General features: G+C 50.1%; 37 protein-coding genes and 1 pseudogene. 3 read left to right on the forward strand and 35 right to left on the reverse strand.

Annotated elements, in window-relative coordinates; translation table 11 throughout:
* Nucleotides 1-3 precede the first annotated feature (3 nt).
* From H6A12_RS08065 to rpsJ, 33 genes are all read right to left on the reverse strand, one after another.
* Nucleotides 4-1,233 (reverse strand): aminopeptidase, encoded by a 1,230-nt coding sequence (locus H6A12_RS08065; protein ID WP_204446688.1) that lies wholly within the window; start codon nucleotides 1,231-1,233, stop codon nucleotides 4-6.
* Nucleotides 1,234-1,291: 58 nt separating this feature from the next.
* Nucleotides 1,292-1,633: a 50S ribosomal protein L17 gene (rplQ, locus tag H6A12_RS08070; RefSeq protein WP_204446689.1), complete on the reverse strand. Its 342-nt coding sequence runs from the start codon at nucleotides 1,631-1,633 to the stop codon at nucleotides 1,292-1,294.
* A gap of 103 nt (nucleotides 1,634-1,736) precedes the next feature.
* Nucleotides 1,737-2,687 (reverse strand): DNA-directed RNA polymerase subunit alpha, encoded by a 951-nt coding sequence (locus H6A12_RS08075; RefSeq protein ID WP_204446691.1) that lies wholly within the window; start codon nucleotides 2,685-2,687, stop codon nucleotides 1,737-1,739.
* Between the two features lie 78 nt (nucleotides 2,688-2,765).
* Nucleotides 2,766-3,392 carry a 30S ribosomal protein S4 gene (gene rpsD, locus H6A12_RS08080; protein ID WP_204446692.1) on the reverse strand — a complete coding sequence of 209 codons (627 nt, stop codon included), beginning with the start codon at nucleotides 3,390-3,392 and terminating at the stop codon, nucleotides 2,766-2,768.
* A 64-nt stretch (nucleotides 3,393-3,456) separates the two neighbouring features.
* On the reverse strand, nucleotides 3,457-3,858 hold the full coding sequence (gene rpsK, locus H6A12_RS08085) for a 30S ribosomal protein S11 (protein ID WP_204446693.1): 402 nt from the start codon (nucleotides 3,856-3,858) through the stop codon (nucleotides 3,457-3,459).
* A gap of 15 nt (nucleotides 3,859-3,873) precedes the next feature.
* The gene (gene rpsM, locus H6A12_RS08090; protein WP_204446694.1) at nucleotides 3,874-4,242 is read right to left on the reverse strand and encodes a 30S ribosomal protein S13; all 369 of its coding nucleotides are present in this window, start codon (nucleotides 4,240-4,242) and stop codon (nucleotides 3,874-3,876) included.
* Nucleotides 4,243-4,287: 45 nt separating this feature from the next.
* On the reverse strand, nucleotides 4,288-4,401 hold the full coding sequence (gene rpmJ, locus H6A12_RS08095; RefSeq protein ID WP_204446695.1) for a 50S ribosomal protein L36: 114 nt from the start codon (nucleotides 4,399-4,401) through the stop codon (nucleotides 4,288-4,290).
* 57 nt (nucleotides 4,402-4,458) lie between these two features.
* Nucleotides 4,459-4,677: a translation initiation factor IF-1 gene (gene infA / locus H6A12_RS08100; protein WP_204446697.1), complete on the reverse strand. Its 219-nt coding sequence runs from the start codon at nucleotides 4,675-4,677 to the stop codon at nucleotides 4,459-4,461.
* Nucleotides 4,670-4,954, reverse strand: a complete 285-nt coding sequence (locus H6A12_RS08105) for a KOW domain-containing RNA-binding protein (protein WP_345941234.1) — start codon at nucleotides 4,952-4,954, stop codon at nucleotides 4,670-4,672. The genes infA and H6A12_RS08105 overlap by 8 nt, the downstream gene beginning before the upstream one ends.
* A gap of 15 nt (nucleotides 4,955-4,969) precedes the next feature.
* Nucleotides 4,970-5,719, reverse strand: coding sequence for a type I methionyl aminopeptidase (gene map, locus H6A12_RS08110; RefSeq protein ID WP_204446698.1), 750 nt, complete (start codon nucleotides 5,717-5,719; stop codon nucleotides 4,970-4,972).
* Nucleotides 5,720-5,723: 4 nt separating this feature from the next.
* The gene (locus tag H6A12_RS08115) at nucleotides 5,724-6,356 is read right to left on the reverse strand and encodes an adenylate kinase (protein ID WP_204446699.1); all 633 of its coding nucleotides are present in this window, start codon (nucleotides 6,354-6,356) and stop codon (nucleotides 5,724-5,726) included.
* Nucleotides 6,357-6,383: 27 nt separating this feature from the next.
* Nucleotides 6,384-7,673, reverse strand: coding sequence for a preprotein translocase subunit SecY (secY, locus tag H6A12_RS08120; RefSeq protein WP_204446700.1), 1,290 nt, complete (start codon nucleotides 7,671-7,673; stop codon nucleotides 6,384-6,386).
* A gap of 1 nt (nucleotide 7,674) precedes the next feature.
* Nucleotides 7,675-8,118, reverse strand: coding sequence for a 50S ribosomal protein L15 (rplO, locus tag H6A12_RS08125; RefSeq protein ID WP_204446702.1), 444 nt, complete (start codon nucleotides 8,116-8,118; stop codon nucleotides 7,675-7,677).
* Between the two features lie 18 nt (nucleotides 8,119-8,136).
* The gene (gene rpmD / locus H6A12_RS08130; RefSeq protein WP_204446704.1) at nucleotides 8,137-8,316 is read right to left on the reverse strand and encodes a 50S ribosomal protein L30; all 180 of its coding nucleotides are present in this window, start codon (nucleotides 8,314-8,316) and stop codon (nucleotides 8,137-8,139) included.
* A gap of 14 nt (nucleotides 8,317-8,330) precedes the next feature.
* Nucleotides 8,331-8,831 carry a 30S ribosomal protein S5 gene (gene rpsE, locus H6A12_RS08135; RefSeq protein WP_204446706.1) on the reverse strand — a complete coding sequence of 167 codons (501 nt, stop codon included), beginning with the start codon at nucleotides 8,829-8,831 and terminating at the stop codon, nucleotides 8,331-8,333.
* A gap of 17 nt (nucleotides 8,832-8,848) precedes the next feature.
* Nucleotides 8,849-9,208 (reverse strand): 50S ribosomal protein L18, encoded by a 360-nt coding sequence (rplR, locus tag H6A12_RS08140; RefSeq protein WP_204446707.1) that lies wholly within the window; start codon nucleotides 9,206-9,208, stop codon nucleotides 8,849-8,851.
* A 19-nt stretch (nucleotides 9,209-9,227) separates the two neighbouring features.
* On the reverse strand, nucleotides 9,228-9,776 hold the full coding sequence (gene rplF / locus H6A12_RS08145) for a 50S ribosomal protein L6 (protein ID WP_204446708.1): 549 nt from the start codon (nucleotides 9,774-9,776) through the stop codon (nucleotides 9,228-9,230).
* Between the two features lie 15 nt (nucleotides 9,777-9,791).
* Nucleotides 9,792-10,190, reverse strand: a complete 399-nt coding sequence (gene rpsH / locus H6A12_RS08150; protein ID WP_204446709.1) for a 30S ribosomal protein S8 — start codon at nucleotides 10,188-10,190, stop codon at nucleotides 9,792-9,794.
* Nucleotides 10,191-10,214: 24 nt separating this feature from the next.
* Nucleotides 10,215-10,400, reverse strand: coding sequence for a type Z 30S ribosomal protein S14 (locus H6A12_RS08155; protein WP_204446711.1), 186 nt, complete (start codon nucleotides 10,398-10,400; stop codon nucleotides 10,215-10,217).
* A 17-nt stretch (nucleotides 10,401-10,417) separates the two neighbouring features.
* A complete protein-coding gene (gene rplE, locus H6A12_RS08160) occupies nucleotides 10,418-10,957 on the reverse strand; it encodes a 50S ribosomal protein L5 (protein ID WP_204446713.1) in 540 nt (179 codons plus the stop codon).
* Between the two features lie 14 nt (nucleotides 10,958-10,971).
* Nucleotides 10,972-11,316: a 50S ribosomal protein L24 gene (rplX, locus tag H6A12_RS08165; protein ID WP_204446715.1), complete on the reverse strand. Its 345-nt coding sequence runs from the start codon at nucleotides 11,314-11,316 to the stop codon at nucleotides 10,972-10,974.
* Between the two features lie 14 nt (nucleotides 11,317-11,330).
* Nucleotides 11,331-11,699, reverse strand: coding sequence for a 50S ribosomal protein L14 (rplN, locus tag H6A12_RS08170; protein WP_204446717.1), 369 nt, complete (start codon nucleotides 11,697-11,699; stop codon nucleotides 11,331-11,333).
* 34 nt (nucleotides 11,700-11,733) lie between these two features.
* A complete protein-coding gene (rpsQ, locus tag H6A12_RS08175; RefSeq protein WP_204446718.1) occupies nucleotides 11,734-11,991 on the reverse strand; it encodes a 30S ribosomal protein S17 in 258 nt (85 codons plus the stop codon).
* Nucleotides 11,992-12,013: 22 nt separating this feature from the next.
* Nucleotides 12,014-12,214 carry a 50S ribosomal protein L29 gene (gene rpmC, locus H6A12_RS08180; RefSeq protein WP_204446719.1) on the reverse strand — a complete coding sequence of 67 codons (201 nt, stop codon included), beginning with the start codon at nucleotides 12,212-12,214 and terminating at the stop codon, nucleotides 12,014-12,016.
* Nucleotides 12,214-12,639 (reverse strand): 50S ribosomal protein L16, encoded by a 426-nt coding sequence (rplP, locus tag H6A12_RS08185; RefSeq protein ID WP_204446720.1) that lies wholly within the window; start codon nucleotides 12,637-12,639, stop codon nucleotides 12,214-12,216. Before rplP ends, rpmC begins: the two co-directional genes overlap by 1 nt.
* Entirely contained in the window at nucleotides 12,639-13,364 is a 726-nt protein-coding gene (gene rpsC / locus H6A12_RS08190; RefSeq protein WP_204446722.1) for a 30S ribosomal protein S3, read from the reverse strand. Before rpsC ends, rplP begins: the two co-directional genes overlap by 1 nt.
* A 17-nt stretch (nucleotides 13,365-13,381) precedes the next feature.
* The gene (gene rplV / locus H6A12_RS08195) at nucleotides 13,382-13,717 is read right to left on the reverse strand and encodes a 50S ribosomal protein L22 (protein ID WP_204446724.1); all 336 of its coding nucleotides are present in this window, start codon (nucleotides 13,715-13,717) and stop codon (nucleotides 13,382-13,384) included.
* 23 nt (nucleotides 13,718-13,740) lie between these two features.
* Nucleotides 13,741-14,022 (reverse strand): 30S ribosomal protein S19, encoded by a 282-nt coding sequence (rpsS, locus tag H6A12_RS08200; RefSeq protein ID WP_204446727.1) that lies wholly within the window; start codon nucleotides 14,020-14,022, stop codon nucleotides 13,741-13,743.
* A 19-nt stretch (nucleotides 14,023-14,041) separates the two neighbouring features.
* Nucleotides 14,042-14,875: a 50S ribosomal protein L2 gene (gene rplB, locus H6A12_RS08205; RefSeq protein WP_204446729.1), complete on the reverse strand. Its 834-nt coding sequence runs from the start codon at nucleotides 14,873-14,875 to the stop codon at nucleotides 14,042-14,044.
* 76 nt (nucleotides 14,876-14,951) lie between these two features.
* Nucleotides 14,952-15,242 carry a 50S ribosomal protein L23 gene (gene rplW / locus H6A12_RS08210; RefSeq protein ID WP_204446732.1) on the reverse strand — a complete coding sequence of 97 codons (291 nt, stop codon included), beginning with the start codon at nucleotides 15,240-15,242 and terminating at the stop codon, nucleotides 14,952-14,954.
* Nucleotides 15,242-15,865: a 50S ribosomal protein L4 gene (gene rplD / locus H6A12_RS08215; RefSeq protein ID WP_204446734.1), complete on the reverse strand. Its 624-nt coding sequence runs from the start codon at nucleotides 15,863-15,865 to the stop codon at nucleotides 15,242-15,244. Before rplD ends, rplW begins: the two co-directional genes overlap by 1 nt.
* Before the next feature lie 17 nt (nucleotides 15,866-15,882).
* On the reverse strand, nucleotides 15,883-16,518 hold the full coding sequence (gene rplC, locus H6A12_RS08220) for a 50S ribosomal protein L3 (protein ID WP_204446736.1): 636 nt from the start codon (nucleotides 16,516-16,518) through the stop codon (nucleotides 15,883-15,885).
* 70 nt (nucleotides 16,519-16,588) lie between these two features.
* The gene (rpsJ, locus tag H6A12_RS08225; protein WP_204446739.1) at nucleotides 16,589-16,900 is read right to left on the reverse strand and encodes a 30S ribosomal protein S10; all 312 of its coding nucleotides are present in this window, start codon (nucleotides 16,898-16,900) and stop codon (nucleotides 16,589-16,591) included.
* 528 nt (nucleotides 16,901-17,428) lie between these two features.
* Here rpsJ and H6A12_RS08230 point away from each other — a divergent pair.
* Complete coding sequence (locus H6A12_RS08230) at nucleotides 17,429-18,217, forward strand: YwaF family protein (protein ID WP_204446741.1); 789 nt, start codon at nucleotides 17,429-17,431, stop codon at nucleotides 18,215-18,217.
* Between the two features lie 82 nt (nucleotides 18,218-18,299).
* A complete protein-coding gene (locus H6A12_RS08235) occupies nucleotides 18,300-19,436 on the forward strand; it encodes an FAD-dependent oxidoreductase (protein ID WP_204446744.1) in 1,137 nt (378 codons plus the stop codon).
* 54 nt (nucleotides 19,437-19,490) lie between these two features.
* Here H6A12_RS08235 and H6A12_RS08240 read toward each other — a convergent pair whose 3' ends face one another.
* Nucleotides 19,491-20,996 (reverse strand): alpha-N-arabinofuranosidase, encoded by a 1,506-nt coding sequence (locus H6A12_RS08240; RefSeq protein WP_204446746.1) that lies wholly within the window; start codon nucleotides 20,994-20,996, stop codon nucleotides 19,491-19,493.
* A 22-nt stretch (nucleotides 20,997-21,018) separates the two neighbouring features.
* Nucleotides 21,019-21,900: a glycoside hydrolase family 43 protein gene (locus tag H6A12_RS08245; RefSeq protein ID WP_204446748.1), complete on the reverse strand. Its 882-nt coding sequence runs from the start codon at nucleotides 21,898-21,900 to the stop codon at nucleotides 21,019-21,021.
* Nucleotides 21,901-22,036: 136 nt separating this feature from the next.
* Between H6A12_RS08245 and H6A12_RS08250 the strand changes: the two are divergent.
* Nucleotides 22,037-22,295 (forward strand): annotated as a pseudogene (locus H6A12_RS08250) (helix-turn-helix transcriptional regulator); the annotation flags it as partial.

Raw genomic sequence — 22,295 nt, forward strand, 5'->3', positions numbered from 1 at the left:
ATATTATAACGCCCAGTTTCCGTTTTCGAAGATCAGTGTCTCATTGCCGTCCTTGTCGATACCGGTGATCGTCAAGTCCGCAGTACCCACCATGAAGTCGACGTGGTTTTTCGCATTGTTGCCGCCGCGGCTGCGAAGTTCTTCTTTTTCCATGAACTCGCCGCCTTTCATATTGTTCGGATAGCACTGGCCGAGCGCAAAGTGGCACGACGCGTTTTCGTCGAACAGCGTTTCCAAAAAGAGAATGCCCGTGTTCGAAATCGACGAATCATACGGCACGAGTGCAACCTCGCCGAGCCGTTTCGAGCCCTCATCGGTGTCGAGGATCATGCGCAGTGTTTCTTCGCCCTCTTCGGCATGACAGTCGACAACCTTGCCCTCATGGAAGTGAAGCGTGAAGTTTTTGATCATGCTGCCCTGATGCGAAAGCGGCAGTGCACTTTTGAGCACGCCCTCTGCCTTTTCGCAGTGCGGCATCGTGAACACTTCCTCGGTCGGCATATTTGCAAAGAACGGTACACCCTGTACCGTTTTATCACTGCCGCCTGCCCACACATGATTTTCTACGAGTCCCACCGTGAAATCGGTGCCCAGGCTGTTCTGGTAGCGAAGCGATACAAACTGCTTTTCGTTGAGCAGTGCGCAACGTTTTGCGAGCAGTTCGCCGTGTTTCTGCCACAATTCCTCGCCGTTTTCCTCGACGCGTGTTGCCGCAAAAATTGCCTCCCACAGCGCCTCGACAGCCTCGTCCGCCGATTTATCCGGGAACACACGCACTGCCCACTCGACAGACGGTACTGCTGCCACACACCATTGCAGTTCATTTTTGTCCATGCGGTCATAGTAGCCGCGGAATGCTTCGTGTGCCGCAATGGTACGCGCCATCATCTTTTTGGAATCAACGCCTTTCAATGCTTCCGGGTCCTCGGAAACGATGCTCAAAAATGCGGCGCCGCGTGCGGCATAGTAGTTCATGCTCTCCGCTTCCCAAGCAGGAATCTTCTCGAACACTTCCATGGGTGCATATTCGTAGCGCAGGCGGCTTAATTGATCGTCGCGGAAATGGACGATGACCTCGCGTGCGCCGCAGTCATATGCCGCTTTTGCAACAAGACGTGCAAACGGCGCCACATCAGCTGCACACCGGATGACCAGTTCCTGATCTTTCTGCACATTCACGCCGAGCTTTACCAAAAGTTCAGCATACTTCTGCTGTTTTTCGCTCATATTCATATGATTTTCCTCCAATCAGAAAAAGCACCCTGCTCGGGTGCTTTTTCGCAATCTGATATTATACCAACTCGATTACAGCCATTTCTGCTGCATCGCCGCGGCGCGGACCTATTTTGATTATCCGGCAATATCCACCGTTTACGTCTGCGTATTTCGGTGCGATTTCGTCGAACAATTTTTTCACAACTTCTTCTTTTGTGATATAGGCGAATGCCTGGCGTTTGGAGTGGAGATTGTTGTTTTTGCCGAGCGTAATCATTTTCTCAGCCATTGCGCGAACCTCTTTTGCTCGGGTCACTGTGGTCTCGATCTTGCCTGTTTCCAGGAGATAGGTGACCATAGCGCGGAGCATTGCTCTTCTGTGATCAGAGGTTCTGCCCAGTTTTCTGCTTCCTGCCATTGAAATTCACTCCTTACTGGTTTAAGCATTGTTTTGCCGAATCGGCGGGGGCTTTGATGTAATGGTGTGTCATCAAAGCGCCGGAGAAAGCCGGTCTGCCCGCTTATTCATCGTCGGAAGTGAGGTCAAATCCGAGTGAACGGAGTTTTGCGATGACCTCTTCCAAAGACTTTTTGCCGAGGTTTCTGACTTTCATCATTTCTTCCTCAGACTTGCTGATCAGGTCTTCCACCGTGTTGATGCCCGCACGTTTCAGACAGTTGAAGGAACGTACAGACAAGTCAAGCTCCTCAATAGTCATCTCGAGAACTTTTTCCTGTGGGTTTTCGCCCTTTTCAACCATTATCTCAACATTTGCTGCCTGTTCGGAAAGATCGACAAACAAATTGAGATGCTCATTCAGAACCTTGGCAGCCAAAGATACAGCCTCTTTTGCGGAAATTGTTCCGTCGGTCCATACCTCGAGCGTCAGTTTATCATAGTCTGTAATCTGACCAACACGTGTGTTTTCTACCGTATAGTTTACCTTTAAAACCGGTGTGTAGATGCTGTCGACCGGAATCGCGCCGATGCTTGCGATCATCTCAGCCTTGTTGCGCTCAGCCGGAACATAGCCGCGGCCTCTGTCGATGACAATCTCCATGTGGAGTTTTGCGCCTTCGCCGAGTGTTGCAATGTGCATGCCCGGATTCAAGATCTCGACCTCGGAATCTGCTTTGATATCGCCGGCAGTAACCTCGCCTTCGCCCTCTGCTTCGATGTAAACCGTTTTCGGTGCATCGCCGTAGATTTTTGCGGTCAGGCTTTTGATATTCAAAACGATTTCCGTTACGTCCTCTTTCACGCCCGGAATGGTCGAGAATTCGTGTTGCACTCCATCAATTTTGATGGATTTTACCGCAACGCCGGGAAGCGAGGAGAGCAGTACGCGTCTTAAGCTGTTGCCCAGTGTGGTACCATAGCCACGCTCAAGCGGCTCAAGAACAAATCTTCCGTATGTGCCGTCCGATTTGATATCGGCCGTCTCAATTCTTGGCTTTTCGATTTCAATCATTTAAAACCCTCCTGTCTGCAGTCATGTTCTGCACTGAATGACCCATTCCCTATAAACAATCAGTCGTACAGCGTCTAATTATTTCGAGTAATACTCGACGATCAGGAGTTCCTGAACATCAAGGTCGATGTCCTCACGGTTCGGCAGGCGAACAACTTTTGCTTCATATGTTTCTTTGTTCATATCAAGCCACATCGGAACCGGGCGAGCGCCGCAGGTTTCAACGATTGCTTTGAGTTTGTCGCTTGCACGCAGTTTCTCACCAACAGAAACGACATCGCCAGCTTTCACCTGGTAGGACGGAATGTCCACGCGTTTGCCGTTTACGTTGAAATGACCGTGAACAACGAGCTGTCTTGCCTCTGCTCTGGAAGTTGCAAGACCCAGTCTGTAAACGATGTTGTCAAGACGGGACTCACAAATACGCAGCAGGTTTTCACCTGTCATACCCGGCTGACGCTCTGCCTCATTGAAGTAACCTTCAAACTGGCTCTCGAGAACGCCGTAGTAACGTCTTGTTTTCTGTTTTTCTCTCATCTGAATACCATATTCAGAGATCTTTTTGCGGTTCTGACCGTGCTGGCCCGGTGCATAAGCTCTGCGAGTAAAGGAGCATTTGTCCGAGTAGCATCTCTCGCCTTTGAGGAACAGTTTCGCGCCCTCACGACGGCACATTCTGCAAACCGCATCCGTATATCTTGCCATTACTGGTTACACCTCCTGGTTTAGTCACTGCTGCGTGTTTCACGCAGCGTTTGTTTCACAACAATCAGACACGTCTTCTTTTCGGCGGACGGCAGCCGTTGTGAGCGATCGGTGTTACGTCACGGATCATGGAAACTTCCAGACCGACAGCCTGCAGTGCGCGGATCGCAGCTTCGCGTCCCGAGCCCGGGCCTTTGACATACACTTCAACAGTTTTCAAGCCGTGCTCCTGCGCAGCTCTTGCAGCTTTTTCAGCAGCAGTCTGTGCAGCGAACGGTGTGGATTTTTTGGAACCTCTAAATCCCATTTCGCCAGCACTTGCCCACGAAATTGCGTTGCCCTGAACGTCTGTGATGGTGATGATGGTGTTGTTAAAGGTAGACTGAATGTGAACTGCGCCGCGCTCAATGTTTTTGCGCTCGCGGCGTCTGCGAACAACTTTTTTTGCTGTTGCTTTTGGTGCCATATGCGTTAGCCTCCCTTATTTCTTCTTGTTAGCAATTGTCTTTTTCGGACCTTTGCGTGTACGAGCGTTTGTTTTGGAACGCTGACCACGAACAGGGAGACCTTTTCTGTGACGGGTTCCTCTGTAGCTGCCGATCTCGATCAGACGTTTGATGTTGAGTGCGGTTTCTCTGCGGAGATCACCCTCAACGATGCAGTGTTTGTCAATATAATCTCTCAGCAAAGATGCCTCGTCTTCTGTCAGGTCTTTCACACGGGTGTCCGGGTTGATTCCTGTTCCTGCGAGAATGTCTCTTGCTGTTTTCGGACCGATACCAAAGATGTAAGTCAGAGCGACCTCGACTCTTTTTTCTCTGGGCAGGTCAATACCGGCTATACGAGCCATTAAGTTGCACCTCCAATACAGTGTGAGCACGTTTAATCAAGGCAATCAGCCCTGACGCTGTTTGTGTTTCGGGTTCTGGCAAATGACCATGATGCGGCCTTTGCGTCTGATAACCTTGCATTTTTCACATATTGGCTTTACCGAAGGTCTTACTTTCATTTGAAATTACCTCCTTCACGGTTTGCCGGAATTTCCGGCATTTGCATCAATCTTTGATTATTTCGAACGCCATGTGATGCGTCCTTTTGTCAAATCATACGGGGACATTTCCACCGTAACTTTATCGCCGGGAAGAATGCGGATGAAGTTCATCCGAAGCTTGCCGGAAATGTGGGCCAAAATGGTGTGGCCGTTTGGAAGTTCTACCTTGAATTGTGCATTCGGCAACGCATCAACCACGGTGCCTTCAATTTCGATGACATCTTGTTTAGACAAGCGGGTTACCTCCCTGCGTGTTAGCGTTCTCTTCGCTGCCGTAGTTAAACGGATGAAGTGCACGCCTGAGTGTTCGGTTTGTTTCGGTTTCGGCTTTCGTGAGGATCGTGTTTGTCTTGTGCAGGTGCCGCGGATTTTTACGCTTCGGATCTTCGACCTTTCTGCGCTTGCCGTCTGCGATAAACACGCTTTCGTTTTCGATTTTGACAATCACATAAAAACGATTTTTGTCATGTCCGGCCATCGACCGTACAACCATTCCTTCTGTAAACTGCACAGTGTTCCTCCTAACTTAATGAACGGTCAGGATTTTGACGCCGGTTTCGGTAATCAAAACCGTGTGTTCAAAGTGTGCAGAGATACTTCCCGATTTCGTCACAACGGTCCATCCGTCAGCAAGCTGGCGAACACCCGCGCCCGAAAGATTGATCATCGGCTCGATCGCCAGCGTCATGCCGGGTACCAGCCGCATCCCTCTGCCGGGATTGCCGAAATTCGGAACCTCCGGGTCCTCGTGCAGGTCTTTTCCCACACCGTGGCCGATATATTCCCGCACGACTCCATATCCGAATGACTCGGTATATTCCTGAATCGCGTGGCCGATATCACCAATCCGGTTGCCGGGTTTTGCCTGCGCAATGCCCAGTGAAAGGCTTTCTTTTGTGACCTCGAGGAGTTTTTTTGCCTCGGGGGAAACCGTCCCAACCTCAAAGGTATAGGCGTTGTCGCCGTGGAAGCCGTTATAATAAGCGCCGACATCCACACTGACGACGTCGCCGTCTTTGAGAATCGTTTTGGCGGACGGGATGCCATGAATCACTTGATCGTTGATCGAAATACATGCGCTTGCCGGAAATCCGCCGTATCCCAAAAACGAAGGTTTTCCCCCCGCTTTGACGATGAACTGGTGGATCACATGGTCGATTTCCTTTGTGGAAACGCCCGGCTTCATGAACGGCTCTGCCGCCCACAATGCCGCGTTCGACAGCCGGCATGCTTCGCTCATCTTCTCAATTTCATGTGCATTTTTGAGAATAACCATATTCTCACGCCTCCAGCGCTTTCAGAGTTAATGCGGATGTATCCGCAACCTCGTCCTGCCCTTCGACAGGATAAAGCTTACCCTGCGCTTTATAGTAAGCGATCAGCGGCTCGGTCTGCGCATGATAGACGTTCAGCCGTTCCTTGACGGTATCCGGATGATCGTCTGTGCGCTGCACCGTTTTTGCGCCGCATTTATCGCAGATGCCTTCGACTTTCGTCGGTTTAAAGGCGGTGTGATAGGAAGCACCGCAGCCTTCGCAGACTCTGCGTCCCGAAAGACGTTTGGTGATCTCCTCATCACTCACTTCAATATCGATGACCTTATCAATGATGATTCCCATTTTGTCAAGTGCTTCGGCCTGCGGCACTGTCCGGGGGAAGCCGTCCAAAATGAAACCGTTTTTGCAGTCGTCTTTCGCCAGACGTTCTTTCACCATTTGGATCACAACGTCGTCGGGAACGAGCTGCCCTGCTTCAATGTACTGTTTGACTGCCATGCCAAGCTCCGTCTGATTCTTGATTGCCTCGCGAATCAGGTTGCCGGTCGAAATCGCCGGAATCGAAAGCTTGTCGCAAATAACTTCCGCCTGTGTGCCTTTACCGGCACCAGGGGCACCTAACAAAATCAGATTCATACGCTCACCTTTCTTCTTAAAAAACTCTTATTCCAAGAATCCTTTGTGGTGACGCATCAGCAGCTGCGACTCGAGTTGTTTCATCGTGTCAAGCGCAACGCCTACCACGATGATGATCGAGGTACCGCCAAGCGCAACCGGAATGCTGAAGATTGCATTGAACACGATCGGGAATACTGCGATGATACCAAGGAACAACGCGCCGATCAACACAATCTTGCTGATGACTTTGCTGATAAAGGTCGATGTCGGTTTGCCCGGACGGATGCCCGGAATCGCACCGTTGTTATTTTTAATGTTGTTTGCCATTTCAATCGGATTGTACTGCATCGTAACATAGAAGAAGTTGAAGCCGATAATCAGAATGAAATACAAAATACCGTAGAACCAATGCGACGGTGACAGCCAGTACAGAACATTGTACCAGAATCCACCCGGCGCCGGGTTTGCAAATGCGCCGATGGTGCTCGGAATCGACAAAAGCGAAGAAGCAAAGATGATCGGCATAACACCGCTCAGGTTGACCTTAATCGGCACAAACGAGCTCTGACCGCCGTACATTTTTCTGCCTACAACGCGTTTTGCGTACTGCACCGGAATCCGGCGCTCCGCATCGGTCATGATGATGATGAACACGATCATTGCTGCAAAAACTAACAGAATGATCGGAACGATCACATAGTTGATTCCGCCTTCCATGAATTTGTTAATCAAAATATCAATGTTGGACGGAAGTCCTGCGAGAATACCGGCAAACAGGATAATCGAAATACCGTTGCCAAGTCCTTTTTCTGTGATCTGGTCACCGATCCACACCACGGCACAAGCACCGGCTGTGAATACGAACATAATGACAACCATCACAAAATATTTCATACCGCCTTTTAAGTACTCCGATGCGATTGCATTCTGGCTTACCAAAAGGGTGTAATAACCGAACGACTGCAACAGGCTCATGCCAACCATCACAAAACGAGTGATCCGGTCGAGCTTTCTGCGGCCTGCCTCGCCCTCTTTTGCAATCCGCTCCAGCGGAGGAATTGCAACCGTGAGAAGCTGAATCACGATCTGAGCGGTGATGTACGGCGAAACGGACAATGCAAAGATTGTCGCATTTGCGAACGCACCACCCGAGAAGGTGTTGAGCAGTCCGAAGAAGTTGTTGCCGTCACCGACCAGCTCTTTGAGCGCCGATCCGCTTACAAACGGAACGATGATCGCAGAACCGAAACGGAAGATGACGAGCATCACGATTGTGAACAACAGTCGTTTTCTTAAGTCCGGGTTTTTAAATGCATTTCGGATGGTCGTAAACACCTTAGATCACCTCTGCATTTCCGTGAGCTTTCTCGATTTTCTCCTTTGCAGAAGCCGAAAAAGCAGCAGCTTTTACGGTAAAGTTCTTGGTGAGTTCGCCGTTGCCGAGAACTTTCACACCGTCGCAGACTTTTTTGACGAGTCCGCAAGCTTTCAAAGCCTCAGCATCGATGACAGCGCCGTTTTCGAACTTTGCCTCAAGGTCGCCGATGTTTACGATCGCGTAGTTGGTTGCAAAAATGTTGACGAATCCTCTTTTCGGAACACGTCTCTGTAACGGCATCTGGCCGCCTTCAAATCCCGGTCTCACACCGCCGCCCGAACGAGCTTTCTGGCCTTTGTGACCTTTGCCTGCGGTTTTGCCGTTTCCGGAACCGTGACCGCGGCCAATACGTTTTGCAACGTGTGTGGAACCTGCTGCAGGTGATAACTCATGCAGTTTCATGTGCGCGCACCTCCTTAATTATTCTGTTACCTCGACGAGGTGGGAAATCTTAAAGATTTTGCCCTGTGTTGCAGCGTTTGCAGGCTGCGTTGTCACATCGCCGATTTTACGAAGGCCCAGCGACTTTGCAGTCTCGATCTGAGCTTTTTGTCTGCCGGCGAGACTTTTGACGAGTTTAATTGTAACTGTGTTTGCCATGAAAGTCCGCCTCCTTAACGATAAATTTCCGAAACAGTCTTACCGCGTTTTGCAGCGACTTCTTCAGCAGTGCGCAGATTTGCCAGTGCGTTCATAGTTGCTCTGACAACGTTGCACGGATTGTTCGAACGCAGCGATTTGGTACGGATATCGGTGATACCAGCTGCCTCTACAACGGCACGAACCTGGCCGCCGGCAATAACGCCTGTGCCTTCCGGAGCCGGTTTCAGCAGAACTCTGCCTGCGCCGAATGCGCCGATGATCTCGTGCGGAATCGAAGTTCCTTTGAGAGAAACTTTGATCAGATTTTTCTTTGCGTCTTCGATGCCTTTTCTGATAGCATCCGGAACCTCGCCCGATTTGCCCATGCCGAAACCAACAATGCCGTTTCCGTCACCAACAACGACAAGCGCTGCAAATTTGAAAATACGGCCGCCTTTTACGGTTTTAGAAACACGGTTGATCGAAACAACGTTCTCTTTCAAGTCCAGTGTTGTTGCATCAATTTTAGCCAAACGAATAACCTCCTCGTTTAAAACTTGAGGCCGCTCTCGCGAGCACCATCAGCCAATTCTTTTACACGACCGTGATACAGATAACCGCCTCTGTCGAATACGACAACTTCGATATTTTTCTCAGCCGCAGCTTTTGCGATTGCCTGACCGACTTTGCGTGCAGCCTCTTTGTTGCTGCCGTTTCCGTCGAATCCTTTGTCCATTGTGGACGCAGATGCCAGTGTCACACCATTTACGTCATCAATCAGCTGTGCGTAAATGTGCTTGTTCGAGCGAAATACGTTCAGGCGTGGACGCTGTGCAGTACCCGAGATTTTCGCACGGACTCTGCGGTGTCTTTTGAGCCGCTGCTCATTGCTGTTAAAGCTTTTCACCATAGCTTCTTCACTCCTTTAATTATTTCTTCGAGCCTTTACCGGCTTTACCCTCTTTACGCTGGACATACTCACCAACGTAGCGAATGCCCTTGCCTTTGTACGGCTCCGGCGGACGTTTCTCGCGGATGACTGCTGCAAACTGGCCAACTGCCTGTTTGTCTGCGCCGCTTACCACGATTTTGTTCGGTGCCGGAACTTCGATTGTGATGCCGTCTGTTTCCGGCATGATGACCTGGTGCGAATAACCCAGGTTCATGACAAGGTCTTTGCCCTGTTTTGCAGCACGGTAGCCGACGCCCTGGATCTCAAGCTCTTTTGTGAAGCCTTTTGTGACGCCTTCGACCATGTTGTTGACCAGTGTTCTGGTCAAGCCGTGCAGGGACTTGTGCATTTTATTCTCACTCGGACGGGAAACTTTCAAAACATTTCCCTCGAGTTCCACGATCATATCTTTGTGGAGCTGTCTTGTGAGCGTTCCCTTAGGACCTTTCACTGTGATAACGTTGCCGTCGATTTTTACGTCAACGCCGGAGGGAACATCAATTTCTTTTCTGCCAATACGAGACATTCCTTAATACCCTCCTTACCAAACGAACGCGAGCACTTCGCCGCCAACGTTCTCCTGTCTAGCTTTTCTGTCTGTCATAACACCTTTCGACGTGGAAACGATCGCGATTCCAAGTCCTTTCATCACTTTCGGCATCTCTTCGCTGCCGGAGTAGATGCGCAGGCCCGGTTTGGACACTCTGCGCAGACCGCTGATGACCGGTGTTTTATTTTCACCGTATTTGAGTGTAATACGGATAATACCCTGTTTTCCATCATCAATCACCTGAAAGCTCTTGATGTAGCCTTCATCGACCAGGATCTGAGCGATGGATTTTTTCATGTTGGATGCAGGAACATCGACCGTGTCGTGTTTTGCTGTGTTCGCGTTTCTGATGCGTGTCAGCAAATCTGCAATACTATCGGTGATTTGCATACCGTCAACCTCCTTTGCTCTCGTTTACCAGCTGGCTTTTTTCACACCCGGGATCTGACCTTTGTAAGCAAGCTCTCTGAAGCAGATACGGCAGATACCGTATTTGCGCAGATAAGCGTGCGGTCTTCCACAGATTTTGCATCTGTTGTAGGCGCGGGTGGAAAACTTAGGCGTTCTCTGCTGTTTGTTAACCATAGATTTTTTTGCCATGATATGTTTCCTCCCTCTTATTTCTCAAACGGTGCGCCCATCAGGGTCAAAAGCTCGCGAGCTTCCTCGTCTGTTTTTGCTGTTGTGATGAACGAAATATCCATACCGCGGATTTTGTCGATTTTATCGTAATCGATTTCCGGGAAGATGAGCTGCTCTTTGACACCCACGGAATAGTTGCCGCGGCCGTCAAACGAGTTCGGATTGATTCCTCTGAAGTCGCGGACACGCGGGAGCGCAACATTGAAGAAACGATCCAGGAATTCATACATTCTGTCGCCGCGCAGTGTTACTTTTGCGCCGACGTTCATGCCTTCACGAAGTTTGAAGTTTGCGATGGATTTCTTCGCTTTTGTGATAACCGGTTTCTGACCGGTGATTTTCGAAAGGTCGGAAAGGATCGCATCCATCATTTTCGAGTTGCTGCCTGCTTCACCGCAAGCAACGTTCACGACGATTTTATTAAGCTTCGGGATCTGCATGACACTTTTATAACCGAACTTTTTCATCAAAGCCGGGGCTACGTCTTTTACATAGTAATCTTTGAGTCTTGCCACGAAATGCTTCCTCCTTACTTAATTTCTTCGCCGCATTTTCTGCAGACGCGGACTTTTTTGTCGCCGTCCATTTTCACACCGGTGCGAACCGGTTTTTTGCATTTTGCGCAGTATACTGCCACTTTGCAAGCATAGATCGGGGCTTCTGCTTTCACGATGCCGCCGGTCTCACCCATTCTTCTGGGTTTGACATGTTTGGACACAACGTTGATACCCTCAACGATGACTTTGCCCTCTTTCGGGCTGACTTCGAGGACTTTTGCAGTTTTGCGGTTGCCTTTGTCGTCGAATTTGTCGGAATATTTACCGGTCATCAGGCATACGGTGTCGCCTTTTTTTACGTGCAGTTTCGTATTCATAACCTATGACCTCCTTACAGCACTTCCGGTGCGAGGGAGAGAATCTTCATGTAGTCTTTGTCACGAAGCTCTCTTGCAACCGGCCCAAAGATACGAGTGCCTCTGGGGTTTTTGTCTTCTCTGATAATAACAGCAGCGTTCTCGTCGAAACGGATATAGGAGCCGTCTTCACGGCGCAGGCCTTTTGCCGAACGAACAATAACTGCTTTCACGACGTCGCCTTTTTTCACCGTGCCGCCCGGAGCAGCTTTTTTAACGGATGCGACAACGACATCGCCAATGTTAGCATACCTTTTTCTGGAACCGCCCAACACACGAATGCACATCAGTTCTTTTGCGCCGGTGTTGTCAGCGACCTTCAGGTAAGTTTGCATCTGGATCACAGTGCGTTCCTCCTTTTAAGGTTAAAAGCGCAAATTATTTCGCTTTCTCAATGATCTCGACCACACGCCAATTTTTGTCTTTGGAGAGCGGACGGGTTTCCATAATCATAACACGATCGCCGACGCCGCAGGAATTTGTTTCGTCATGCGCTTTCAGTCTGATTGTGCGTTTGATGATTTTTTTGTAGAGCGGGTGTTTCACGTTGTCTGCGATGGAGACCACACAGGTTTTATCCATTTTGTCGCTTACGACGATACCAACTCTTGTTTTTCTGAGGTTTCTTTCGCTCATAGCTTATATGATCCTCCTTCCGTTACTGCTCGCTCTTTAATTCGTTCGCACGAATAACGGTTTTCACACGAGCAATATCCCGTTTCACTGCTGCGATGCGCATCGGGTTATCGAGCTGATTCACAGCGAGCTGAAAGCGGAGGTTGAAAAGCTCAGATTTGAGCGATGCCAGCTTCTCGTTCAGTTCTGCCGGCGAAAGTTCACGGATTTCATTCGCTTTCATTATTGCTCACCACCTGTCATTTCCTTCGTTACAAACTTGCATTTGATCGGGAGCTTGTGCATAGCAAGACGCATAGCCTCTCTTGCGAGCTCCTCGGATACGCCGCCGATTTCGAACATTACTCTGCCCGGTTTAACAACGGCTACCCAGTATTCCGGAGAACCTTTACCTTTACCCATTCGAGTTTCAGCCGGTTTCTCAGTGATCGGTTTATCCGGGAAAATTTTGATCCAAACCTGACCGCCACGTTTGATGTAACGGGTCATTGCGATACGAGCTGCCTCGATCTGGTTGGAAGTGATCCATGCCGGCTCAAGAGCCTGCAGGCCAAAATCACCGTGGGAAACAAAGTTGCCGCGGGTTGCTTTACCTGTCATACGGCCTCTCTGCTGACGACGGAATTTTACGCGTTTTGGTAACAGCATTATTTGTTTCCTCCTTCCTCACGGGGTCTTCTCGGTCTGCGGTTGTCGCGTCTTCTTTCTCTCTCTTCCGGCAGTTTCGGAGCAGTTTTGAGCTGTCCTTTCAAAACTTCGCCTTTGTAGATGAAGACTTTGACGCCCAGACGGCCATAGGTGGTGTCTGCTTCTGCAAAGCCATAGTCGATGTCAGCGCGCAGGGTGTGCAGCGGAATGGTACCTTCGTGGTAAACCTCTGCACGTGCGATCTCTGCACCGCCCAAACGGCCTGCACAGCGGATTTTAATACCTTTTGCGCCCAAACGCATGGTGCGCTGAATTGCCTGTTTCATCGCTCTTCTGAACGAGATACGGCGCTCGAGCTGTGCGCAAACGCTCTCAGCAACGAGCTGTGCCGACAGATCCGGCTGTTTTACCTCAACAATATTGACGATGACCGGTTTGTTGAGCATTGCTTCGAGTGTTGCACGAAGCTTCTCGATCTCTGCGCCGCCTTTGCCGATAACCAGACCCGGTTTTGCGCAGTGGATGTGAATGCGGACTCTTGCTGCGTCACGCTCGATCTCGATGTTCGGAACGCCTGCTGCAAACAATGTCTTTTTCAGATATTCACGAATTTTGTAATCTTCAACCAGTGTATCGCCGAAAGTGCTCTTATTTGCAAACCAGCGGGAATCCCAGTCTTTGATAACGCCCACTCTAAGTCCATGTGGGTTTACTTTCTGTCCCATAGTTTACCTCCTTCAGCTTATTCCTTTTCCTTTAAGACGAGGGTGATGTGCGATGTTCTTTTCAGAACGCGGAACGCACGGCCCTGCGCTCTCGGTCTGATCCGTTTGAGGATCGGGCCCGGGCATACGAAACATTCAGACACAAACAAATCCTCTTTGTTCATGTTGTGATTGTTCTCTGCGTTGGCGATAGCCGATTTTAAAAGCTTTTCAAGACACTCGCTTGCAGCCTTCGGTGTGTGTTTCAGGATCGCCATAGCTTTATCGACCGGCTGGTTACGGATCAGATCGAGCACGATCTGAACCTTGCGGGGAGCTATGCGAACATATCTAAGATAAGCTCTTGCTTCCATGTGTTATAATCCTCCTTCCGGTCTTACTTTCCGTTATTCGATGTTTTCGAACCGGCGTGTCCTTTAAAGGTTCTGGTCGGTGCAAACTCGCCGAGTTTGTGGCCTACCATATCCTCCGTAACATAAACCGGAACATGTTTGCGGCCGTCGTGAACCGCGAATGTATGACCAACGAAATCCGGGAAAATCGTGGAGGAACGGCTCCATGTTTTGAGTACGCGTTTTTCGCCGGTTTTGTTCATCTCAACTACTCTTTTTAAAAGGACCGGCTGTACGTAAGGTCCTTTTTTAACGCTTCTGCCCACAGTTTTTGCCTCCTTTCAATTACTTGTCGTTTCTGCGTTTCACAATGAATTTATTGGAGGGGTGGTGTTTCTTGCGGGTCTTGTAGCCCAGTGTCGGTTTGCCCCACGGGGTAACCGGGCCCGGACGACCGATCGGGGATTTACCCTCACCACCACCGTGCGGGTGATCGCACGGGTTCATGACAGAACCACGGACGGTCGGACGCCAGCCCATGTGACGTTTTCTGCCGGCTTTACCGATCGAAACGTTCTCATGGTCAACGTTGCCAACCTGGCCGATGGATGCCATGCATCTTGCGGATACATTGCGGAGCTCGCCGGACGGAAGACGAACGAGTGCGTAGCCGTTCTCTTTTGCCATCAGCTGAGCCATGTTGCCTGCCGAGCGAACCAGCTGAGCGCCTTTGCCCGGATACAGCTCGATGTTGTGGATGACGGTACCAACCGGAATTGCAGACAGCGGAAGTGCGTTGCCCGGTTTGATATCAGCATCTTCGCCAGCGCGAACTGTGTCGCCTACTTTCAGGCCGTTCGGAGCGAGGATGTATGCTTTTGTGCCGTCCTCATATTTGATGAGCGCGATGTGAGCGGAACGGTTCGGATCGTACTCAAGGGTCATAACCTCAGCGTTCATGCCGGTTTTGTTTCTCTTGAAGTCGATGACACGATATTTTGTTCTGTTTCCGCCGCCGCGATGACGAACGGTGATTCTGCCGTAGCTGTTGCGGCCGGAGTTTTTCTTCAGCGGTTCAAGCAGAGATTTTTCCGGTGCAACCTTCGACAAACCGGTATAATCGGTGACAGTCATCTGACGTCTTGCCGGGCTTGTCGGTTTATATGACTTAATCGCCATGGTTGTTCACTTCTCCTTTATACGGTTTAGCGAGCGCTTAGCGCTCATACATCACCTCGGGTGATGCAAGGGTTTCTTACATCATGCCCTCGAAGAATTCGATTGCTTTCGAATCTTCTTTCAGAGTGACGATCGCTTTTTTCCAGTCAGCAGTGTAGCCTTCGCTTCTGCCCTGGCGTCTTAAATGACCTTTGACACGCATGGTGTTGACTTTTTTGACTTTCACGCCGAAAACAGTCTCAACAGCGTTTGCGATCTCGATTTTGTTTGCATTGATTGAAACCTTAAAGGTGTAGGTTTTGTTTGCAATGCCCTGCATCGATTTCTCGGTGATAATTGGCTTAATGATAATGTCGTGCGCTACCATTATGCGTACACCTCCTCGATTTTCTTCACTGCATCCACAACAACGACGAATTTGTCATAGTTGAGGACGTCGTAGGTGTTCAGGGTGTTGACCAGAGTGGTTTTCACGCCTGCGATGTTGTTTGCGCTTTTGATGACTTTCTCATCAAGTTCCGGCAGAACGATGAGTGCTTTGCCGGTCACATTGAGAGCTGCGAGCATCTCAACGATTGTTTTTGTTTTGAAGCTGTCCATGGTGATGCTGTCAACAACAACGAGGTTGTTCTCAGCCACTTTGGAGGACAGTGCGGATTTCAGTGCTAACCGTTTGACTTTTTTGTTCAAGGAGTAGCTGTAATCGCGCGGTTTCGGACCCAGTGCAACGCCGCCGTGTGTCCACTGCGGAGCGCGGATGGAACCCTGTCTTGCGTGGCCGGTGCCTTTCTGTCTCCACGGTTTTCTGCCGCCGCCGGAAACTTCTGTACGAGTCAGTGTGGACTGTGTGCCCTGACGCTGATTTGCAAGATAGTTGACAACTGCTGCGTGCATCACTGCGGTGTTCGGCTCGATGCCAAAGATTGCATCGGAAAGTTCGATGGTGCTTACCTCTTTGCCAGCCATGTTCAATACTTGAATGTTAGCCATTTACGCTTCCTCCTTCCTTATGCTTTTTTGACGCTGTTGAATACAACGACCGTGCCGCCTTTCGGGCCCGGAACAGCGCCTTTGATTGCGAGCAGATTGTTTTCTGCGTCAACCTTTGCAACAACCAGATTCTGAACGGTTACAGTCTCAGCGCCCATGTGACCCGGCATTTTCTTACCTTTGAAGATACGCGACGGAGTCGAGCAAGCACCCATGGAACCTGCATGTCTGTGGACAGGGCCGGTACCGTGTGTCTCTTTTAAACGAGCGCCGTTCCAGCGTTTGATTGTGCCCTGGAAGCCTTTACCTTTGCTTGTGCCGGTTACGTCAACATATTCGCCGTCTGCGAAGATGTCTGCTTTGATGAGGTCGCCAACGTTTACGCTGTCGATGTCATCCAGACGGAGCTCTTTGAGCACGCGTTTTGCAGCGACGCCAGCTTTCTGGAAGTGGCCCTGCTGCGGTTTGTTCACGCGGGATGCTTTCTTATCGGAAAAACCGATCTGAACTGCATTGTAACCGTCGTTTTCGACTGCTTTTTTCTGAACGACAACGCACGGACCTGCTTCAACAACAGTAACCGGAATGACTTTGCCGCTCTCATCGAAGATCTGCGTCATGCCGATCTTTTTGCCGATGATACCTTTTTTCATCTTTGTTTCCTCCTATGTGTAGGTTATTGGTTGACCTTTGGCCAACATGACCTGTTCGCGTGAATCGAAATTACAGTTTGATTTCGATATCTACGCCAGCAGGAAGTTCCAGACCCTGAAGTGCTTCAACGGTCTTCTGGGACGGTCTGAGCACGTCGATGAGTCTTTTGTGAGTTCTCATCTCAAACTGTTCGCGGCTGTCCTTGTATTTATGGACTGCGCGAAGGATTGTCACGACTTCTTTCTCGGTCGGGAGCGGGATCGGACCCGAAACTCTCGCACCGGTACGTTTTGCGGTCTCCACAATTTTGCCTGCCGCTGCGTCGATCAGAGCTGTGTCGTAACTTTTAAGTCTGATTCTGATTTTCTCCTTGACTGCCACTGTCATCGCCTCCTAATAGTATTCGTTGGGGGACATGACCTCAATCTAAAAACAAACACGCACCCGGGTGTTTCGTACTTTTTACATAAAAACACCGAAAAAACTATACAGTTTTTCCGGGTAAAGGGTGCCAAATCCATAACCTAAAACGCAATCACATCCGTGCACGCACAGGGATATTGCAGTTACGTTTTTGTTTTGAAATTAAGTGTCGCCCGGTTTAAAATCGGACATACTCCACGGAAAAACCCGCACACTGTGCGGCAACCTCCCGCTTCATCGCATATCTGTTGCAGTCTTGCCTCAACTATATTACTATATCCGAAGAAAAAAAGCAAGCGTTCGGGCAAAGAATTTCAAAAATTTTTTCGCGTTTTTTTGTGCATTTTGCCATATGATTTTTTCGGCTTTCTTTCAAGCCAAATTTCCGCAGGATTTGACTTTCCTTATAAAACGCATTATAATAAAACACATTATCGTACTATTTATAATGCAGGAAATATACGCTGCATTTTCGGAGGTTTTCTTATGACCTTTTTTTCAGAACAGGGCGGTACTCCGATGGAGCTGTTCGGACCGCTGCACTGGACGCTCACGCTGATTGTGATTGCGTCGATTCTTTTGCTCTATATCTTTCGCCGGCCGCTGCGTGCAATGAAGCACAAAACGAAAAAAATCATCTGCGCGTCCTGCGCCGCAATCTTATTTGCAAACATGACCATTTATTATGTCGGGCTCGGGCTCGTCGGCGAGTATTCAATCAAGCGCCATCTGCCGCTCGAATTCTGCTTCATCACCGGCTACCTTCTAATGTACATTCTCATTTCAAACAACCGCAAGCTTTACCGCATCGTGTTTTACTACACGATCATCGGACCGGTGCCTGCAATGATCTGGCCGAACGTCACCGGCGTGTTTGACCGTTATATTTTCTATCAATTCATCATCAGCCACCACTTCATGATTATTGTGAGCTTCTATCTGCTCATCGTCATGCGGTATCACGTCTATGCGCGCGACACGATTCCTGCGCTCATCTGCGGCAACATCGTGTTTACGCTCGTCTACATCTTAAATATCAACTGGGGATCAAACTACATCATGTCGGCAGGACTGCCTGAACACATGCTCACGATGTACCCGTTTTTGCGGTACTTCAATCACCCGTTCTTCTGGCTGGAGGTCTGCGGCTTCGCATTCTTAGGGTTTGGCATTCTCGTTTCGTGGCTTTTGCAGGGCCGGCCAAAGCATGCGACCCGCGCTTCGATTCCGGTGAATAAAAACAAAAAAGCTCTGCCTGCCAAAAACGCACGCTGATCGCTTCCTTATAAATCGTTAATAAAAACGCTGCGTATCTGTTGATGCACAGCGTTTTTTACAGTTTTGCTTGTGTTTTGCTTTGGTCCAAAGCCTCGTCAATCCGTTTATGGGGTACTCAACCGTCGACCCCAAAACGAAAGAACGGCTGTATTTAAGCAACGGCATTTTCAAAGAAATTTTGGAAGGACTGCGTTCGTTTGACGCACTGGCAAACGACGGCTCGCTGTTCCACGAGGAGTATCTGAAAATCGTTTTACAGCGCATGGTGCTTAACGCCGGTGTTCGCGTGCTGTTCCATGCACACCTGACGGATGTACATGCTGAAAACGACCGTGTGCAGTCTGTCACCGTGATTACAAAAGAGGGACTTTTGACGTTTTCAGCCTCCTATTTCATCGATGCAACCGGCGACGCGGATTTGTGTGCATTCGCAGGCTTCCCCTGCCGTCTGGGCAGAGAATCCGATGCACTTTGTCAGCCGATGACGCTCTGTTTCCGCGTGGCACAGGTGGATCTTCACGCATTCAAAAAGAGCCGTGCGCAGATCAATCCCTTATATCAGCAGTTTCAAAAAGAGGGAAAAATCAAAAACATCCGCGAAAACGTTCTGCTGTTCCCCAACATGGTGGACGGCGTAATTCATTTTAACTCCACCCGTATTGTCAAAAAGAATCCGACCAGCGCATTCGAAAAAACAGAAGCGGAGCTTCTTGCATGCGAACAGGTGCTCGAACTGTTTACCTTCTTAAAGGAAAACATCGACGGCTTTCAAAGCAGCATTCTGCTCTCCTCCGGTATGGAGATCGGCGTGCGGGAAAGCCGCATGATCGAGGGCGAATACTCGCTCACACAGGAAGATCTGATTGCCTGCACGAAATTTGACGACCGCGTGATCTGCGGCAACTACGACATTGACATCCACAATCCCAAGGAAAGCGGTACAAGCCACTACTATTTTAAAGACGGCACCTACTACACAATCCCCTATCGATCGCTTTGCCCGAAAGGAAGCAAAAACCTGCTTGCCGCAGGACGCTGCATCTCCTCGACGCATGAAGCACAGGCATCGTATCGTATTATGCCGTTTTGCTGCTGTCTGGGTGAAGCGGCCGGCGCGGCAGCGGCACTTTGTCACGCATCGGGCTGCGATGTGATGGAAATTGACCGTGGTGCACTGCACGACGATCTGATCCGCCGCGAGCTGATCTTTGACTGATTCATAAACACACAAACAAAAACGAGAGGGCAAATACCCTCTCATTTTTTCTGATTATGCTTTGACTTTTTCTAAGCGGATCATCTGGAAGCTGTGCTGTTCCATCACAACTTCGAGCCGTCCGTCCGAAATCGACGCAGTGCGTACTGTACGCGGTGACACGCAGTCGGGCTGTTCTTCCGTATTGACTGCCTTTAAGTCATCATGCTCGAGCGCAATCTGCTCGGTCACGGCATAGCCTGCAAACTGACGCAGGTCACAGGTGAATGTGAGCGAATCGTCAAGCGATTTGTTCACTGCCAGAATGGTGAGCGCTTCTGCCTCGTCATCTTTGACAGCGACCGCATCTAAAAACGGTGCATCGCCATAACGGCTGTCATAGACCGGCGACTGCACCAATGTATTGAGCACTTCGCCGCGTGCATAACGGCTTGCATAGTAGAATGGATAGAAGATTGTCTGCCGCCATGCACCTGTTTTCGATGTCATGATCGGTGCGATAACGTTTACCAGCTGTGCCAGGCACGCCACTTTCACGCGGTCCGCATGGCGCAGCAGCGTGATAAGCAAGCTGCCGACCAGCAGTGCGTCTTCGAACGTGTAGATGTCCTCCAGCTGATGCGGTGCTTTCTGCCAGCGTTCGAGTGCGGCATCGGCTGCATTTGAGTGGAACCACACGTTCCACTCGTCAAACGACAGGTTGATCGTTTTGTTGCTGCGTTTTTTGGCTTTGACACAGTCGCAGATTGCCGTCACCGATGAAATGAAGCGGTCCATGCCGACGCTGCCTGCCAGAAAGTCGCTTGTTTTGTTGTCCGCGTTGCTGTAATACTGGTGCAGCGACACATAGTCGACCTGGTCATAGCACTGCTCGAGCATCGTATCCTCCCAGTATGCAAAGGTCGGCATATCGATGTTCGAACTGCCGCATGCGACGAGCTCAATCGACGGATCGAGCATTTTCATGATGCGGCCGGTTTCTGCGGCGGTTCTGCCGTATTCATATGCCGTTTTGTGTCCCATCTGCCACGGGCCGTCCATCTCGTTGCCGAGGCACCACAGCTTGATGTTGTGCGGCTCCTCCACGCCGTGCTTGCGGCGCAGATCACTGTAATATGTACCGCCTTTGAAGTTTGTATATTCGAGCAGGTTTTTGGCATCCTCCGGTCCGCGTGTACCGAGGTTTACCGCCATCATCACTTCGGTATCAGCCTGTTTTGCCCACTGTGCAAATTCGTTTAAGCCGAATTCGTTCGTTTCAATCACATTCCACGCAAGCTCCGGCCGGACAGGACGTTCCGATTTCGGACCGACACCATCCTCCCAGCGATAGCCCGACACAAAGTTTCCGCCCGGATACCGTACCACCGGAACACCCAGCTCACGCACGAGTTTTACCACATCCTGCCGCAGTCCGGCTTCGTCCGACAATGTGTTGCCCGGGTCATAAATACCCTCGTAGACCGCGCGGCCGAGATGCTCGATAAACGAGCCATAGATTCGTTTGTCCACTGACGAGAGCACAAACGATGCATCCAAATGAAGCGTTGCCTGTTTCATTCCTCATTCCTCCTGTTCAATCTCACGTCATCAAAACCGGTTCGATCCGGTCTCCGTCAAACAATAAATCATCGATGCACAGCATCCGGTTTCCGGCTTCCTTGTCGCCGATATTGCGGCGGTGGTAGACGATTTTCCATTCATCCGTGCCGGGGAGTTGCAAAAATCCGTGGTGACCGGGTCCTTCTGCAACACCCTCCTGTGCAGAGAGAATCGTGTAAGGAGTTCCGGTAACGGCGAACGGCGTTTCGCACACAGCGGTGCGCACCCGATAGGAACCGTCACCCCAGTTGCCCTCCGACCACATGAAGTGATAGACGCCGTTTCGTTTGAGCATGCACGGGCCTTCCACATAGCCGTCCGGCGTAATCTCTTTGAAAATCGAGCCGTCCGCCATCGGAACAAATCCGTTCATTTCCTCGTTCATAATTGCCACGTTGCAGTGTTTCCATCCGCCGTAGTACAGATACACGGTGCCGTCGTCATCCTTAAACAGATGTGCGTCGATCGGCTGTGCGCCATTGATAAACCGGTCGATCAAATGGCCGTCCATCCATTTTGTAAACGGGCCTGCCGGCGAATCGGATGCGGCGATGATGAGTCCGCCCTCTTCCGCATCGCTTTGAATGTCGTTGACCGCGAAGATTAAAAAGTATTTGCCGTTTTTCTCGATGATTGTCGGCGCCCAAACGGCACGCCACACCCACGGGAAATCCTCCATCTGAATGATACCCTCGTGTTTTTCCCAGTGCTCGCCGTCAACCGATGAAAACGCGTCGAGATTCATCTGCGCTTTGTAGTCGGTAAACGATCTGGTCACATAAATATAGTATTTTCCCTCATAAAACCGCGCTTCCGGGTCGGCATACCAGCCCGGGACGATTGGATTCTTTGGTTTCTTCATGCTCTTTCTCCCTTTCGGACGATGTTCTGTGTTTATCTTAGCCGATATATCCGCATTTTCAAAGTGTATTTTCTCCGAACTTCTTGACTTTTTCTCCGGTTTTCGTTATCCTCAGATTAAAAAAGGAGGCGGTACATTGTATACGATTCACTATTGCGAAACCGGACGGCAAAACCCCGACGGCGACCGGATTTTCCGTCCGAACGGCAGCGGTGACTGGCTGTTTCTGCTCTTTTTATCGCCGATGACCGTCGTGCTCCCCTCAGGTACGCAGACCGCGCAGTCCGGCGCATGCATTCTGTATCCGCCCGATGCCTGCCAGGATTATTTTGCGCCGGGTGTGTTTTTAAACAGCTACATCCATTTCAGCGCGCCGGAACCGTCGATCTACACAC

Source organism: Merdimmobilis hominis, from assembly GCF_016901855.1.
In the GTDB taxonomy this organism is placed as follows: Bacteria; Bacillota; Clostridia; order Oscillospirales; family Ruminococcaceae; genus Paludihabitans.

Coding starts and splice junctions, on each gene's coding strand:
- H6A12_RS08065 (WP_204446688.1), bottom strand. CDS start 1,233: ATGAATATGAGCGAAAAACAGCAGAAGTATGCTGAACTTTTGGTAAAG.
- rplQ (WP_204446689.1), bottom strand. CDS start 1,633: ATGGCAGGAAGCAGAAAACTGGGCAGAACCTCTGATCACAGAAGAGCA.
- H6A12_RS08075 (WP_204446691.1), bottom strand. CDS start 2,687: ATGATTGAAATCGAAAAGCCAAGAATTGAGACGGCCGATATCAAATCG.
- rpsD (WP_204446692.1), bottom strand. CDS start 3,392: ATGGCAAGATATACGGATGCGGTTTGCAGAATGTGCCGTCGTGAGGGC.
- rpsK (WP_204446693.1), bottom strand. CDS start 3,858: ATGGCACCAAAAGCAACAGCAAAAAAAGTTGTTCGCAGACGCCGCGAG.
- rpsM (WP_204446694.1), bottom strand. CDS start 4,242: ATGGCTCGTATAGCCGGTATTGACCTGCCCAGAGAAAAAAGAGTCGAG.
- rpmJ (WP_204446695.1), bottom strand. CDS start 4,401: ATGAAAGTAAGACCTTCGGTAAAGCCAATATGTGAAAAATGCAAGGTT.
- map (WP_204446698.1), bottom strand. CDS start 5,719: ATGGTTATTCTCAAAAATGCACATGAAATTGAGAAGATGAGCGAAGCA.
- H6A12_RS08115 (WP_204446699.1), bottom strand. CDS start 6,356: ATGAATCTGATTTTGTTAGGTGCCCCTGGTGCCGGTAAAGGCACACAG.
- rplO (WP_204446702.1), bottom strand. CDS start 8,118: ATGAAACTGCATGAGTTATCACCTGCAGCAGGTTCCACACACGTTGCA.
- rpmD (WP_204446704.1), bottom strand. CDS start 8,316: ATGGCAAACACAGTTACAATTAAACTCGTCAAAAGTCTCGCCGGCAGA.
- rplR (WP_204446707.1), bottom strand. CDS start 9,208: ATGGTGAAAAGCTTTAACAGCAATGAGCAGCGGCTCAAAAGACACCGC.
- rplF (WP_204446708.1), bottom strand. CDS start 9,776: ATGTCTCGTATTGGCAGAAAAGAAATTGATGTTCCCTCCGGCGTTGAC.
- rpsH (WP_204446709.1), bottom strand. CDS start 10,190: ATGCAAATCACCGATAGTATTGCAGATTTGCTGACACGCATCAGAAAC.
- H6A12_RS08155 (WP_204446711.1), bottom strand. CDS start 10,400: ATGGCAAAAAAATCTATGGTTAACAAACAGCAGAGAACGCCTAAGTTT.
- rplX (WP_204446715.1), bottom strand. CDS start 11,316: ATGAATACGAAACTGCACGTAAAAAAAGGCGACACCGTATGCCTGATG.
- rpsQ (WP_204446718.1), bottom strand. CDS start 11,991: ATGAGCGAAAGAAACCTCAGAAAAACAAGAGTTGGTATCGTCGTAAGC.
- rpmC (WP_204446719.1), bottom strand. CDS start 12,214: ATGAAAGCGAATGAAATCCGTGAACTTTCGCCGGCAGAACTGAACGAG.
- rplP (WP_204446720.1), bottom strand. CDS start 12,639: ATGCTGTTACCAAAACGCGTAAAATTCCGTCGTCAGCAGAGAGGCCGT.
- rpsC (WP_204446722.1), bottom strand. CDS start 13,364: ATGGGACAGAAAGTAAACCCACATGGACTTAGAGTGGGCGTTATCAAA.
- rplV (WP_204446724.1), bottom strand. CDS start 13,717: ATGGAAGCAAGAGCTTATCTTAGATATGTTCGCATAGCTCCCCGCAAG.
- rplB (WP_204446729.1), bottom strand. CDS start 14,875: ATGGCGATTAAGTCATATAAACCGACAAGCCCGGCAAGACGTCAGATG.
- rplW (WP_204446732.1), bottom strand. CDS start 15,242: ATGGTAGCGCACGACATTATCATTAAGCCAATTATCACCGAGAAATCG.
- rplD (WP_204446734.1), bottom strand. CDS start 15,865: ATGGCTAACATTCAAGTATTGAACATGGCTGGCAAAGAGGTAAGCACC.
- rplC (WP_204446736.1), bottom strand. CDS start 16,518: ATGAAAAAAGGTATCATCGGCAAAAAGATCGGCATGACGCAGATCTTC.
- H6A12_RS08230 (WP_204446741.1), top strand. CDS start 17,429: ATGACCTTTTTTTCAGAACAGGGCGGTACTCCGATGGAGCTGTTCGGA.
- H6A12_RS08240 (WP_204446746.1), bottom strand. CDS start 20,996: ATGAAACAGGCAACGCTTCATTTGGATGCATCGTTTGTGCTCTCGTCA.
- H6A12_RS08245 (WP_204446748.1), bottom strand. CDS start 21,900: ATGAAGAAACCAAAGAATCCAATCGTCCCGGGCTGGTATGCCGACCCG.